The organism is Bradyrhizobium sp. MOS002 (assembly GCF_003020115.1).
Classification (GTDB): Bacteria; Pseudomonadota; Alphaproteobacteria; order Rhizobiales; family Xanthobacteraceae; genus Bradyrhizobium.
Genome location: NZ_PYFX01000029.1, coordinates 24810 through 37960, shown reverse-complemented (window position 1 = coordinate 37960; position 13151 = coordinate 24810). Strand labels below are relative to the sequence as shown.

General features: G+C 64.2%; 14 protein-coding genes. 10 read left to right on the top strand and 4 right to left on the bottom strand.

Annotation, left to right across the window (positions count from 1 at the left end):
- The 5 genes from C7G41_RS34785 to C7G41_RS34765 form a co-directional block, all read left to right on the top strand.
- Positions 1–185: chemotaxis protein CheW (locus C7G41_RS34785; protein ID WP_354170244.1), on the top strand; the 185-nt coding region annotated here is incomplete at its 5' end.
- A gap of 31 nt (positions 186–216) precedes the next feature.
- Positions 217–603, top strand: a complete 387-nt coding sequence (locus C7G41_RS34780; protein WP_106946759.1) for a response regulator — start codon at positions 217–219, stop codon at positions 601–603.
- Positions 604–662: 59 nt separating this feature from the next.
- On the top strand, positions 663–1544 hold the full coding sequence (locus C7G41_RS34775) for a protein-glutamate O-methyltransferase CheR (protein ID WP_106946758.1): 882 nt from the start codon (positions 663–665) through the stop codon (positions 1542–1544).
- Positions 1545–1546: 2 nt separating this feature from the next.
- Positions 1547–1864 (top strand): pilus assembly protein PilZ, encoded by a 318-nt coding sequence (locus tag C7G41_RS34770; RefSeq protein WP_106946757.1) that lies wholly within the window; start codon positions 1547–1549, stop codon positions 1862–1864.
- Between the two features lie 141 nt (positions 1865–2005).
- A complete protein-coding gene (locus tag C7G41_RS34765) occupies positions 2006–2509 on the top strand; it encodes a response regulator (RefSeq protein WP_106946756.1) in 504 nt (167 codons plus the stop codon).
- Between the two features lie 54 nt (positions 2510–2563).
- On the opposite strand, the gene C7G41_RS34760 is transcribed toward C7G41_RS34765, so the two are convergent.
- Positions 2564–2818 carry a hypothetical protein gene (locus C7G41_RS34760; RefSeq protein ID WP_106946761.1) on the bottom strand — a complete coding sequence of 85 codons (255 nt, stop codon included), beginning with the start codon at positions 2816–2818 and terminating at the stop codon, positions 2564–2566.
- Between the two features lie 185 nt (positions 2819–3003).
- Between C7G41_RS34760 and C7G41_RS34755 the strand changes: the two genes are divergently transcribed.
- Complete coding sequence (locus C7G41_RS34755; RefSeq protein ID WP_106946755.1) at positions 3004–3639, top strand: response regulator transcription factor; 636 nt, start codon at positions 3004–3006, stop codon at positions 3637–3639.
- Between the two features lie 107 nt (positions 3640–3746).
- On the opposite strand, the gene C7G41_RS34750 is transcribed toward C7G41_RS34755, so the two are convergent.
- The 3 genes from C7G41_RS34750 to C7G41_RS34740 form a co-directional block, all read right to left on the bottom strand.
- On the bottom strand, positions 3747–7337 hold the full coding sequence (locus tag C7G41_RS34750) for a PAS domain S-box protein (protein WP_106946754.1): 3591 nt from the start codon (positions 7335–7337) through the stop codon (positions 3747–3749).
- Positions 7315–7743, bottom strand: coding sequence for a response regulator (locus tag C7G41_RS34745; RefSeq protein WP_106946753.1), 429 nt, complete (start codon positions 7741–7743; stop codon positions 7315–7317). Before C7G41_RS34745 ends, C7G41_RS34750 begins: the two co-directional genes overlap by 23 nt.
- Before the next feature lie 200 nt (positions 7744–7943).
- Complete coding sequence (locus C7G41_RS34740) at positions 7944–8660, bottom strand: GntR family transcriptional regulator (RefSeq protein ID WP_106946752.1); 717 nt, start codon at positions 8658–8660, stop codon at positions 7944–7946.
- Positions 8661–8755: 95 nt separating this feature from the next.
- Here C7G41_RS34740 and C7G41_RS34735 point away from each other — a divergent pair, with 95 nt between their 5' ends.
- From C7G41_RS34735 to araD, 4 genes are read left to right on the top strand one after another with little or no spacing between them, the layout of a single operon-like run.
- The gene (locus C7G41_RS34735; protein ID WP_106946751.1) at positions 8756–9775 is read left to right on the top strand and encodes an ABC transporter substrate-binding protein; all 1020 of its coding nucleotides are present in this window, start codon (positions 8756–8758) and stop codon (positions 9773–9775) included.
- Positions 9775–10536, top strand: a complete 762-nt coding sequence (locus C7G41_RS34730) for an ABC transporter ATP-binding protein (RefSeq protein ID WP_106946750.1) — start codon at positions 9775–9777, stop codon at positions 10534–10536. The genes C7G41_RS34735 and C7G41_RS34730 overlap by 1 nt, the downstream gene beginning before the upstream one ends.
- Before the next feature lie 11 nt (positions 10537–10547).
- Positions 10548–11405, top strand: coding sequence for an ABC transporter permease (locus C7G41_RS34725; protein ID WP_106946749.1), 858 nt, complete (start codon positions 10548–10550; stop codon positions 11403–11405).
- Positions 11402–13141: an L-arabinonate dehydratase gene (gene araD, locus C7G41_RS34720; protein ID WP_106946748.1), complete on the top strand. Its 1740-nt coding sequence runs from the start codon at positions 11402–11404 to the stop codon at positions 13139–13141. Before C7G41_RS34725 ends, araD begins: the two co-directional genes overlap by 4 nt.
- Positions 13142–13151 lie beyond the last annotated feature (10 nt).

The following is a 13151-nucleotide window of genomic DNA, read 5'->3' as shown; positions in this document are numbered from 1 at the left end:
TGATCGACCAGATCGGCGAAGTGCTGCGGCTCGCCGAGGACGGCATGGAAGAAAACCCCGTCAATCTCGACCCCCGCATGGCCAAGCTCGCAGGCGGTGTCCACCGTCTCGACGGCCAGCTCATGGTCGTCCTCGACGTCGATCGCGTCCTCGAGCTCAAGACCGAAGTGCAGATGGCTGCGTGAGCCCCAAAAACATCGAAGCCGGAGAACCAAAATGAAGACGTGTTTGGTGGTCGATGATTCCAGCGTCGTGCGCAAGATCGCACGCCGGATCCTGGAAGGCCTGGAATTCGAAGTCACGGAGGCCGAGGACGGCTCCAAGGCGCTCGAGGTCTGTCAACAGAAGCTACCCGACGCTGTGCTGCTGGACTGGAACATGCCGGTGATGGACGGCTTCGAGTTCATGGGCCACATGCGCCGCCTGCCGGGCGGCGACCAGCCCAAGGTCGTGTTCTGCACCACCGAAAACAACGTGGCTCATATCGCTCAGGCGCTCAGCGGCGGCGCCAACGAGTACATCATGAAGCCCTTCGACAAAGACATCATCGCCGACAAATTCGCTGAAGTCGGCTTGATCCCGGTCGGACAAGCGATGGTCTGAGTGTCTGGCGGAGTGTTCCAGCCAGAGTGTTCCCAGTACAGCTTCTGAGAGGCCCATCCGTGACCCCGACCGAGTATGAGTATCTGCGTAAGTTCCTGAGGGATCATTCCGGGCTCGATCTGTCCGCAGACAAGCAATATCTGATTGAAAGCCGGCTGTTGCCGCTGGCGCGCAAGGCCGGCATCCCCGGCATCGGCGAGCTCGTGCAGAAGCTGCAAGGCGCTGGCTCGGGCGCGCTCGTCACCAGCGTGGTCGAGGCGATGACCACCAACGAGACTTTCTTCTTTCGCGACAAGGTCCCGTTCGATCATTTCCGCGACACCATCATGCCGGAGATCATCAAGGCGCGCGCCGGCCGCCGCAGCGTGCGCATCTGGTGCGCCGCCGGCTCGACCGGACAGGAGCCCTATTCGCTGGCGATGAGCCTGAAGGAGATGGGTGCGGCCCTGACCGGCTGGCGCGTCGAGATCATCGCGACCGACCTCTCGCAGGAGGTGCTCGAGAAGGCCAAGGCCGGGATCTACAGCCAGTTCGAAGTGCAGCGCGGCCTGCCGATCCAGATGCTGATGAAATATTTCAAGCAGACCGGCGAGACCTGGCAGATCAATCCCGAACTGCGGGCGATGATCCAGCACCGGCAGCTCAATCTGCTGCACGATTTCGCTCAGCTCGGCACCTTCGACGTCATCTTCTGCCGCAACGTGCTGATCTATTTCGATCAGGACACCAAGATCAACATCTTCAACCGCCTGGCTCGCCAGATCGAGGGAGACGGTTTCCTGGTGCTGGGCGCGGCCGAAACGGTGGTCGGACTGACCGACACATTCAGGCCGATTCCGGAGCGGCGCGGTCTCTACAAGCCGAACGACCCGCGTGCCGCGGCCGCCAAGCCGGCTCTTGCCGGCGCAGCGCCGCGCGTCGCGGTCATGGCAGGACGATAGGCATGGCCGAGGATGGCAAGGGCGCGGAACGCGTGACGTTCAGTCGCGGCTATGATGTCTGCATCATGGCCATCGACGGCACTTGGCGCCGCGACTGCAAGCTCAACGCGATCTCCGACACCGACGCCGTCCTGACGGTGGAAGGCTCGATCCAGGGCCTGAACCTGAAAGAGTTCTTCCTGCTGCTGTCGTCCACCGGCCTTGCCTACCGCCGCTGCGAACTGGTGCGCGTCAACGGCGTCGAAATGGACATCCAATTCCTGCGTGGCAAGAACCGGAAGAAGCGCGGCGCCGTCGGTGGCCGTGACGAGGCGGCGTGATCTTCACGTGCGTCCCGTCGCCGTTTTCCGCGACCTTGGTTCACATTTGCTGAAACATCCGACTGAATTTGCCGTAGCGCCTTTACGTCGCCTAAGCGCGAACCGTGTATCCATTGCCGGTCTCAATCTCAGGATACGGCAATGCCCAGAAGCTCCTTCTCCTCTCTCCCGTCAAACCTTCCCGGCGGCGCCGAGCGGCGCGCACTTCAGCTTCTGGTGGTCGATGACGACGCCACGCAGCGCAGTCTGATCACTGTCGCGGCCAAGCAGGCCGGCCACGAAGTCACCGTGGCGCCGTCCGTGGCCGAAGCGATCGAAAAACTGCGCACTGCGCGCTTCGACTGCGTGACACTCGATCTCGTGCTGGAGGATGGCGACGGCATCGACGTGCTGGGCGAAATGGCCAAGGCGAAATTTGGCGGCGCCGTGATCGTCATCAGCGGCATGGACGGCAAGCGCCGCAGCGCCGCCCGAAGCTTCGCCCGTTCCGTCGGGATCGAACTCCAGAGCCTGCCCAAGCCGCTGGATCTGGCCGCATTGCGCATCAGCCTCGCCAATCTCGGCAAAACCGCGATGGGCTTGCCGGCGATCCACACCTGGGGTGGTGTCGCGACCGACGCGATCGTGGAGCGGCACCGCGCCTGAGCCGCGGCCCGCCATGCGATGAAATGCGGCCATCGGCGCCGCAGCGGTCGCGAGCTACGGCGTATTGCCGGATTCCGACAGGCATTCCAGCGCGTGGCCAAGGCCGGCCCGGCGGGCGTCGAGAGCGGCGATCGCCGTGGCATACCGGGGTGTGACGTCGTCGAGCAAGAAGACCTCGGCGGAACCTTCGGGATCGCTTCCGTGTTCTTGATCCATGACTGTGGCGGTCCGGCGCATGCTGGTCTCGATCTGCGAGATCAGCATGCGAAGGTCAGCCGCAATCAGTTCACGGCTCTGAATTTCGGGCATTGCGACGGGAGGCGGCGCGGCGGCCAAATTAGCATGGATATTCTCCGTCCCCAGCAATTAGGCTCCTTGCCGCTACTTGTGCGTTAAGTCCATGTCCCGTACAAATACGGTGGGCCGAATCCGCGCCGAACGCCATAACGGTTGGGGCGGACGCGAGTCCTTCATGCCAACCGGATGTGTGGCACATGGCCGAACAAAGCTCTCGCGGTGAAATCTTCGTGGTCGACGACGACGCTGCCGTTCGCGACACCTTGTCGATGGTGTTGAAGGCGGCGGGCTATGAGGTGATCTGTTTTGCGGACGGTGCAGCATTGCTCTCCGTCGCGCGAAGCCGCACACCTGCAGCGGTCCTGCTCGACGTGCACATTCCCGGCAAGTCGGGCCTCGATATTCTTAAGGAGCTGCACGGCGAAGACTATCCGGCACCGATCTTCATGATCTCCGGACAGGGCGATATCGCGATGGCGGTGGGAGCGATCAAGAGCGGCGCGCTCGACTTCATCGAGAAGCCGTTCCGCGGCAGCGAGATCGTCGGCCGGCTCGACGAGGCGATCGGTGCCTATGCACGCAGGCAGTCGGAGAACGCGGCGCCGAAATTCGGCTCGCTGCATTTCCCCGGGCGCGAGCCGTTGACGCGCAGGGAGCGCGAGGTGCTCGAGCAGTTCGCCGCCGGCGCCTCCAACAAAGAGGCCGGCCGCACGCTGGGCATCAGCCCGCGCACCATCGAGGACCACCGCGCCAACATCATGAAGAAGCTCGGTGCGCGCAATGCCGCCGATCTGATCCGGATCGTGATGACCGCGGCGCAGCGCGCGTCGTAAATTCCGTGGGTGATATTTCGTAGCCCGGATGAGCGAAGCGACATCCGCGACTTGGCTCGTCGTGTTCCCGGGTATCGCTTCGCTCACCCGGGCTACGGGTCCTCACATCACCCGTTGAGCGCCTTGCGGATGGTTCGCGCCAGATCCGATTTACGATAGGGCTTCGCCAGCAGCAGAACGCCCGAGTCCAGCCGGCCGTGATGGATGATCGCGTTCTCGGTATAGCCGGACGTGTAGAGCACCTTGAGATCGGGACGCGTTCTCTGCAGTTCGTCGGCGAGCTGCCGTCCGTTCATCTTGCCGGGCATGATGACGTCGGTGAACAGGAGGTCGAACGGTTTTCCGGCGGCGACGATTGCGAGCGCCTCCGCGGCGTTCGCGGCCTGCAAGGTGACGTAACCGAGCGAATGCAGCTGTGCCAGCACGTAGTCGCGCACCAGCCGGTCGTCCTCGACCACCAGGATCGTCTCGTGTCCGCCCTCGATGGTCGCCGGCGTCACGCTGTCGCCGACCACCGTCGGCGTCTTGCCGGGCGGCAGGTACATCTTGATCGTAGTGCCGTGGTCTTCCTCGCTGTAGATCTTGATATGGCCCGCGGACTGCTTGATGAAGCCGTAGACCATCGAAAGGCCGAGTCCGGTGCCCTTGCCCGGTCCCTTCGAGGTGAAGAAGGGGTCGAACACCCTGGCCAGCATGTTGGCGGGAATTCCGCTGCCGGTGTCGCTCACGGCGATCAGCACGTAGTGTCCCGGCGGGACGTCGTTGACGCTGGCATAGACCTCGTCGAGATAGGCCGCGCGCGTTTCCACGATCAGCTTGCCGCCGCCGGGCATGGCGTCGCGGGCATTGAGCGCGAGGTTGAGGATCGCGGTGGTGAGCTGGCTGGGATCGACGGTCGCGACGCAGCTCTCGTCCTCGAACACCGATTCGATATGGATCTGCTCACCCAGCGTCGGCCGCAATAATTTCGCCGTGTCGATGATCAGCGCGTTGACGTCGATCTCGCGCGGCTGGAGCGGCTGCTTGCGCGCAAACGCCAGCAGATGCTGCGTCAGCTCGGCGCCACGCCCGGCGGCCTCGTCGATCATCTTCGTGATCGCCGCGAGCTCCGGCTCCTTGGCCACCGCGTCGGCCAGGATCTCGATCGTTCCGGTGATGACGGTGAGGATATTGTTGAAGTCATGCGCCACGCCGCCGGTGAGCTGGCCGACCGCCTCCATCTTCTCGGCATGGCGGATGCGTTCGTCGGCCGCGATCTTGTCGGTCAGGTCGCGGTAGAACACGTTGAACAGCAGGCCCTCGCGGCGCTTCAGTGCGGTGACGCTCAGCTCGGCCTTGAATTCCTTGCCGTCGCGGCGGCGGCACATGAGCTCGCGGCGGCGGTTCAGCGTCCTGCCGTCCTCATTTTCCAGGAAATGCTTCAGGCCCGTCCTTACCCTTTCGCGTTCGCTTTCGGCAACGATCAGGTCGATCGTGTTCTTTCCGAGCACCTCGTCGCGGTGCCAGCCGAAGAGTTGTTCGGCCTGCGAATTCCAGTTCAGGATGCCGCCCGTCTCGTCGGTCTGGACGAAGGCGTCGAGCGAGGTCTCGACGATGTTGCGGGCGAGGCGTTCGCTCTCGCGCAGGGATTCCTGCGCGAGCCGGGCCTCCGTCATGTCGCGGCCGACGAAGAAGAAGCGCTTGGCCTGTTCGGACCAGCTCGCGAGCCAGGACAGCCAGACCTCGTGGCCATCCTTGTGGAAGCAGCGGGTGTCGGCGAGCCTGGGACGTTCGCCGCGCCGCAGCGCGCGCATCTCGTCGCGTGACTGGTCGAGATGGGCGGGATGAATGAAATCGGCGCCGCTGCGGCCGATCATCTGCTCCGGCCGGTAGCCGAGAATGGCCTCGCTGCTCGGACTGATCTGCGCGATGTGGCCGCGCGCGTCCATCACCATGATCAGATCCTGCGAGGTCTCGAAGATCTGTCGCCGTTCCTCGAGCTGGTGCTGCAGCGCCCGCTCGGCCCGCCGCGCCTCGGTCAGGCTGCGCGCGGTGCCGGAGGCGCCGATGATTTCGCCCGACGGACCCTTGATCGGCGACAGGCTGAGTGAGATTTCGAACGGCGTGCCGTCCTTGCGCAGGCGCACCGTCTCGAAGCGCTCGATCGGTTCGCCTCTGGCGATCCGCTGCAAATAGTCCTTGCCTTGCTCGCGTCGGTCGGGTGGGACGATGATCGAGGTGGATTTACCGATCGCCTCATTCGCCGAATAGCCGTAGAGGCGCTCGGCGGCGGCATTCCAGCCCGTGATGATGGCGTCGAGCGATTGCATCACGATTGCGTCGTCGGAGGATTCGACGGCGGCGCTGAACAAGCGCTCGCGCGCTTCATGATGGCTTCGCGCGGCCTCGGTGCGGCGATGCTCCTCGATCTCGCGTTCAAGAGCGGCCGTCTTCGCTCTCGTTTCTTCGACCATTTGAGCGAATGCCCGCGCCAGCACGCCTGTCTCTCCGCTCGCATCGACGGGAATATCGGCGTGCCGTCCGCTGCCGATCGCCTCCACCGCCGCGGTCAGGCGCCCGATCGGCCACGTCAATGAGCGCGCCAGCAGCACCGCAAGCAAAGCTGCGGCAAGGACAGCAAGCAGGCCGACCAGCGAGGAGGTCTTTTGAATGGCCGCCGGGACGCGGCTGAACACAGATGCGGGGGCCGTCTCGATGACTGCCAACCACTCCTCGCCGGCAAGCAGCGCCGGTGCGATCGCCGCTCCACTCGGCCGGCCCGACCGGTCGCTCGTAAGCTGCGTCGATCCTTGCGGCAGGCCGGCCCGGGCTGCAAAGAAAGGAAAGTCACGGCGCCAATCGTTGCCATGCAATGCACCGAATTCCCGCGCGCGATCGGGATGGACGAGATAGTCGCCACGCGAATTCACGACATAGATATCTCCCCCTGCGCTCGCGGTCGAGCGGACGCGGTCGAGCGCGGGACGCATGTCGATATTGGCGATGATGATGCCGAACGGCTTGCTATCAGGCGTGAACAGCGGCGTCGCGACGCGCAACGTCGGAATGTGAGGGTCCGTGGTTCCTCCCTGCCGGGTGGCGAGATCGACGGGCGAAACGTAGATCTCGCCCGGCGCCAATCGAATCGTCTCCTGGAAGTAGGTTCGTTCGCGCTTGCGTTCGAGTTCGCCGTCGGGGACGATCCGCGCTGTTCCGTTCGGGCCGGCGCGATCGACGCGGACCAGTTCGCGCTGGTCGTCGTCAAGGCCGATGATCCGGAATTGCCCGTAGCTTGGTTTCGCGTCGATCTCGGCTGCGAACCGCGTTGCGATGCGCTCGCGCCAGGTCTGTTCCGAAACGCCGTCGAGAGCGTCGATGCCTCCACCGACATGGGCGCGGATCAGGCCATTGATGGCAGCGGCGGAGCGATAGCCGAGCAGATCGCCGCGAGCGCCGGCAACGTAGGATTCAAGATGGGTGGCCAGCAGGCTCGACTGGGCTTCGATCCGTTCCAGGACCCGCGGAATGACGGCCTGGGTGATGTTGCGATAGCCCAGCCAGCCGACTGCGGCCACGGTGACCGCCACCAGCAGGATCATCGCGATTGCGAGCCGCGTAGCGAGCGTCATGGGGAAATTTGCACCGCTTCCTGAATGGCCGTGCCCGTGCTCGGTTGGAACAGAATGAAGGCTCTTGTCATCGGCGGCCGGTGCTGACATCCGGATTCCTCACCGATGCCGTCCGCGCCGCGTCCAGGCAGCCGGCGACCGCGGCGAGCAGTGCGTCGGCCCGGAACGGCTTCTGCAGGCTCGCCACAGCGCCGAGCTTGGTCGCCATCCTGAGGAAGTCCGGCTCCGCATGGGCATCCGGCGTGAACGAACGACCGGAAATGACGACGATCGGAATCGCCGGCTGCAGCGCCCGGATGTGGCGCATCGTCTCCAGGCCGTCCATGCCGGGCATGAAGATGTCGAGAAACAGCAGGTCGAATTGGCTGGTCTCGAACAGCGCAAGGCCCTTGCGGCCGTCGCCGGCGACGGTGACGTGATGACCGGCCCTCTCCAGGAGCAGCCGGATCGTCATCTGCACGGCGGGGTCGTCATCCACGATCAGGATGTTGGCCACGTCTGGTATCCTCCGGGCCGGATGGGGTCTCCCAGCGACCGCAAATCAAGCCATCAACTCTGAAATTGTTGCGCGGATTGCATCCGGCCTGCAAGCACTTCGCAGTCGATCCGACGATTGCTCGCAAAAGGCGAACTCGGTTGCGCCGGCTTATGCACGGTTACGTGCACAAGCGCTCGCGACAACCGTGCGCCATATGCCTAGTCGGTCAAATATTCAGGATGGTGGCTTCGGATCGTGTCGAGCTCGCTCAGGGTGCCCGACAGGTGTTTGCGCAGATGCTGTTGCGCAGCATCGGCGTCGCCGGCCTCGATCGCGCGCGTGATCAGCTTGTGGTGGCGGACGATGTTCTGGGCCTTGCCGGGTGAGGGCAGATGGAGCCGGCGCAGCCGGTCGATATGTCCGCTGCGGCTGCGCACCAGCGTCCAGAGCTCCTGCTTGCCGGCCGCTTCATAAAGCTGCGCGTGAAAATCATTGTCGCCGGCGATGAAGCTCTGGAAGTCTCCGGCCTTGGCGAATTGCTGCTGGAGCGCGATCGTGTGGTCGAGGCGTATGACCAGGGCTTCGCCGTGCTGCTGCGCGAGCAGGCGGACGATTTCGAGCTCCAGCGCCTGGCGCAGGAAATGGGCCTGCTCGGCCCGACCGACATCGACCCGGCTGACGACGGTGGCGTGCTGCGGAAACACGTCGACCAGCCCTTCTTCCTCCAGCCGCATCAAGGCGTCGCGGATCGGCGTCGAGCTGACGCCGAATTGTGCGGCGAGATCCGTGCGCGACAGCGGTGAGCCCGGCGGCAGTTCGAGCGCGAGAATGGCGTTGCGCAGCCGCTTGAACACTTGCGGGGCGGCCTGCCGGGCCCGGTCGAGCCGCGCGCCGGGGCGGGCGGCTGCGCGGGGCGCGGGGTGGGCTGTTTCCATGCGAAGGGCTCCGGCCGGCCTTGCCTTTGATACACTAATGCATTAGTGCATCAGTAGGATCGCTCGTCAATGGCGGCCAGAGGAAACGAACAACAATGATCAAGCAATTGCAGTGTGGCCTCACGGCCATCGCCCTGATCGCCGCCACGGCGCTGACGGCCTCGCCCGCGAAGGCGCAGCAAAAGTCCGAGATCTCGCTGTCGCGCCAGCCCGGCATTTTCTACATGCCGAGCCACATCATGGAAAAGCAGAAGCTGATCGAGAAGCACGCAGCCCAGCTCGGGGTAGCGGGTGTCACCACCAAATGGGTTACCTTCTCCGGCGGCGGTGCGCAGACCGATGCGCTGCTCGCGGGCGGCGTCGACATCCTCAACACCGGCACCGGCAATCTGCTGCTGCTGTGGGACCGCACCCGCGGCGGCGTCAAGGGCATCGTCGCGACCTCGGCGCAGCCGATGACGCTGATCAGCCGCGACGCCAACATCAAGTCAATCAAGGATTTCGGCCCCAGCGACAAGATCGCCGTGCCGACCGTAAGAGTCTCGACCCAGGCGATCGTGCTCCAGATCGCCGCTGCCGAAGCCTTTGGTGCCGACCAATGGTCGAAGCTGGACGTGAACACGGTGCAGCTCGGTCATCCCGACGCCTATGCGGCGCTGTCCAACGCCAAGCACGAGGTGCACACCCACTTCTCGATTCCGCCGTTCACGTTTCTCGAGCTGAAGAACGTGCCTGGCGCGCATGTCGTGTTGTCGTCGCCCGACGTGATGGGCGGCCCGCTCAGCCAGGCACAGTTCTTCACCACCACGAAGTTCGCCGATGCCAACCCGAAAATCATCCAGGCAGTGCGCGATGCGACCAAGGAAGCGCAGGATCTGATCCGCAGCGACACCAGACAGGCGGTCGAGATCTACAAGGAGATCACCGGCGACAAGACCTCGGTGGAAGAGCTGCTCGATCTGCTCAAGGAGCCCGGCATGATGGAGTGGAATCTCGAACCGCAGGGCACAATGAAATTCGCCGCCCATCTGTTCAAGACCGGCACGCTGAAGACTCAGCCCAAGGCCTGGACCGATTACTATCTCCCCGTCGCCCACGACCTGAAGGGCAACTGATGGCGCTGCTCGACGTCAGCTCCGTGACGCTGCGCTATAAGACCTCCAGCGCCGTCGTCACCGCCACGGAAAGGGTGAGCTTCACTGTCAACAAGTCCGATCGCTTCGTGCTGCTCGGTCCGTCCGGCTGCGGCAAGTCGACCCTGCTCAAGGCTGTCGGCGGCTATATGAGCCCAAGCGAGGGCCGCATGACCATCAACGAGCGCGAGATCCACGGTCCCGGCGCCGATCGCATGATGATCTTCCAGGAGTTCGACCAGCTGCTGCCCTGGAAGAGCGTGCTGGCCAACGTGATGTTTCCGCTGCTGACCGCGCGAAAATTGTCGCGCAAGGACGCCGAAGCGCGGGCGCGGGCCTATATCGAGAAGGTCGGGCTGACCCGCGTCGTCGATGCCTATCCGCACACGCTCTCCGGCGGTATGAAGCAGCGCGTCGCGATCGCGCGCGGCATGGCGATGGAGCCCGACATCCTGCTGATGGACGAGCCGTTCGCCGCGCTCGACGCGCTGACGCGGCGAACCTGCCAGGACGAGCTGCTCCAGCTCTGGAGCGAGACCAAGTTCACCGTGCTGTTCGTGACCCACTCGATTGCGGAAGCGATCCGCATCGGCAACCGCATCCTGCTGCTGTCGCCGCATCCCGGTCGCGTCAAGGCCGAGGTGGTCGACGTCGACAAGGTCTCCAATGACGATGGCAGTGCCGGCCGGCTGGAGAAGGAGATCCACGATCTCCTGTTCGCCGCCGAAGCCACGGCGCATTGAGGGAGCCTCTCATGGGCGAAGCCAGAATATTGCTGCGTGACGCGCCGGTCGCCGGCGGCGCAGTCGAAGTCGAGCGCAAGCTGAGCGTGCTCGAGCTGTTGTGGAACGACGGTTTCGTCCGCAAGACCGTCATCATCCTGTTTCTCGCGGCGGTCTGGGAGGCCTATGGCCTCATCCTCGACAATCCCCTGCTGTTTCCGACGCTGCACGACACGATCCTCACGCTCTACGACCGCGTGAAAGACGGTACGATTCCCATGCGGGCCTGGGCCTCGCTAAAAGTGCTGTTCATGGGTTATTCGGCGGGCATCGCGCTCGCCGCGATCTTCACCGTGCTCGCGATATCGACCCGCATCGGCACCGATTTCCTCGAGACTGTCACGGCGATGTTCAACCCGCTGCCGGCGATCGCTCTGTTGCCGCTCGCTTTGATCTGGTTCGGTCTCGGCAACGGCAGCCTGGTGTTTGTGCTGATTCATTCGGTGCTGTGGCCGGTCGCGCTCAACACCCATTCCGGCTTCAAGAGCGTGTCCAACACGCTGCGCATGGTCGGCCGCAATTACGGCCTGCGGGGCCTGCCCTACGTGGCGAAAATCCTCATCCCCGCGGCCTTCGGCTCGATCCTGACCGGCCTCAAGATCGGCTGGGCCTTTGCGTGGCGCACGCTGATCGCGGCGGAGCTGGTGTTCGGCGTGTCGTCGGGGCAGGGCGGGCTCGGCTGGTTCATCTTCGAAAACCGCAACCTCCTCGACATACCTGCGGTCTTCGCCGGCCTCTTGACGGTGATCATCATCGGGCTTTTTGTCGAAAACCTGATCTTCCGCGCCATCGAGCGGAACACCGTGCAGAAATGGGGCACCCAATCATGACCAAGAAGAAACTGACGCCCGACCAGCTCCGCAGCGCGCGCTGGTTCGCACCTGACGATCTCCGCTCGTTCGGCCACCGCTCCCGCACCATGCAGATGGGCTACGCGCCGGAGGAGTGGAAGGACCGCCCGATCGTCGCGATCCTCAACACCTGGTCGGACGCGCAGCCCTGCCACATGCATTTCAAGTCGCGCGTCGACGACGTCAAGCGCGGCATCCTGATGGCCGGCGGCCTGCCGCTGGAGCTGCCGGCGCTGTCCCTGTCGGAATCGCTGCTCAAGCCGACCACCATGCTCTATCGCAATCTGCTGGCGATGGACGCCGAGGAGCTGCTGCGCAGCCATCCGGTCGACGGCGTGGTGCTGATGGGCGGCTGCGACAAGACCACGCCCGCGCTGTTGCTGGGCGCCACCTCGATGAACATTCCGGCGATCTATCTGCCGGCTGGCCCGATGCTGCGCGGCAATTGGAAGGGCAAGACGCTCGGCTCGGGCTCGGACGGCTGGAAATACTGGGACGAGCGCCGCGCCGGAAAAATCTCCGACAAGGACTGGCTCGACATCGAAGCCGGCATTGCGCGCAGCTACGGCACCTGCATGACCATGGGCACGGCTTCCACCATGACCGCGATTGCCGAGGCGATCGGCATGACGCTGCCGGGCGCCTCCTCGATTCCCGCCGCTGATGCCAACCATATCCGTATGGCCTCCGAATGCGGCCGCCGCATCGTCGAGATGGTCTGGGAAGACCTGACGCCGAAGACGATTCAGACCCGAAAAGCCTTCGAGAACGCGATTGCCGTCGCCATGGCGATGGGTTGTTCGACCAATGCGATCATCCATCTGATCGCGCAGGCTCGCCGCGCCGGTCTCGACATCGGCCTCGACGATTTCGAGATCGCAAGCCGCAAGGTGCCCGTCATCGCCAATGTGCGGCCGAGCGGCGATGCCTATCTGATGGAGGATTTCTTCTATGCCGGCGGGCTGCCGGCGCTGATGGGTCAGATCAAGCCGCACCTGCACCTCGACTGCATCACCGTCACCGGCCAGACGCTGGGCGAGAACATCGCGCATGCCGAGGTCCACAATGACGATGTGATCCGATCGATCGACAATCCCATCTACAAGGAAGGCGCACTCGCCGTGCTCAAGGGCAATCTCGCGCCCGACGGCTGCGTCATCAAGCCGAGCGCCTGCGCGCCGCGCTTCCTCAAGCACACCGGCCCGGCGCTGGTGTTCGACGACTATCCTTCGATGAAGAAGGCGGTCGACGATCCCGATCTCGACGTGACCGAAGACCACATTCTCATCTTGCGCAATGCGGGGCCGCAGGGCGGGCCGGGCATGCCGGAATGGGGCATGCTGCCGATCCCGACCAAGCTCGTGAAGCAGGGCGTCCGCGACATGGTGCGGATCTCGGATGCGCGCATGAGCGGCACCAGCTACGGCGCCTGCATTTTGCACGTTGCCCCCGAATCCTATGTCGGCGGGCCGCTGGCGCTGGTGCGGAACGGCGATCGCATCACGCTTGATGTCGCCGCCCGCACCATCAATCTCGATGTGTCGGAAGCCGAACTCGAAAAGCGCCGCGCCGCCTGGAAGCAGCCCGAGCGCCGCTTCGAGCGCGGCTATGGCTGGATGTTCACCAAGCACATCAAGCAGGCCAATGACGGCTGCGACTTCGACTTCCTCGAGACCGATTTCGGCGCGCCGATCGGCGAGCCCTCGATTTACTAGAGAGTGTGAG

Bases quoted from the DNA above. Each gene is read 5' to 3' on its own strand.
- C7G41_RS34780 (WP_106946759.1), top strand. From the start codon at position 217: ATGAAGACGTGTTTGGTGGTCGATGATTCCAGCGTCGTGCGCAAGATC.
- C7G41_RS34765 (WP_106946756.1), top strand. From the start codon at position 2,006: ATGCCCAGAAGCTCCTTCTCCTCTCTCCCGTCAAACCTTCCCGGCGGC.
- C7G41_RS34770 (WP_106946757.1), top strand. From the start codon at position 1,547: ATGGCCGAGGATGGCAAGGGCGCGGAACGCGTGACGTTCAGTCGCGGC.
- C7G41_RS34735 (WP_106946751.1), top strand. From the start codon at position 8,756: ATGATCAAGCAATTGCAGTGTGGCCTCACGGCCATCGCCCTGATCGCC.
- araD (WP_106946748.1), top strand. From the start codon at position 11,402: ATGACCAAGAAGAAACTGACGCCCGACCAGCTCCGCAGCGCGCGCTGG.
- C7G41_RS34760 (WP_106946761.1), bottom strand. From the start codon at position 2,818: ATGCCCGAAATTCAGAGCCGTGAACTGATTGCGGCTGACCTTCGCATG.
- C7G41_RS34725 (WP_106946749.1), top strand. From the start codon at position 10,548: ATGGGCGAAGCCAGAATATTGCTGCGTGACGCGCCGGTCGCCGGCGGC.
- C7G41_RS34740 (WP_106946752.1), bottom strand. From the start codon at position 8,660: ATGGAAACAGCCCACCCCGCGCCCCGCGCAGCCGCCCGCCCCGGCGCG.
- C7G41_RS34730 (WP_106946750.1), top strand. From the start codon at position 9,775: ATGGCGCTGCTCGACGTCAGCTCCGTGACGCTGCGCTATAAGACCTCC.
- C7G41_RS34755 (WP_106946755.1), top strand. From the start codon at position 3,004: ATGGCCGAACAAAGCTCTCGCGGTGAAATCTTCGTGGTCGACGACGAC.
- C7G41_RS34750 (WP_106946754.1), bottom strand. From the start codon at position 7,337: ATGTCAGCACCGGCCGCCGATGACAAGAGCCTTCATTCTGTTCCAACC.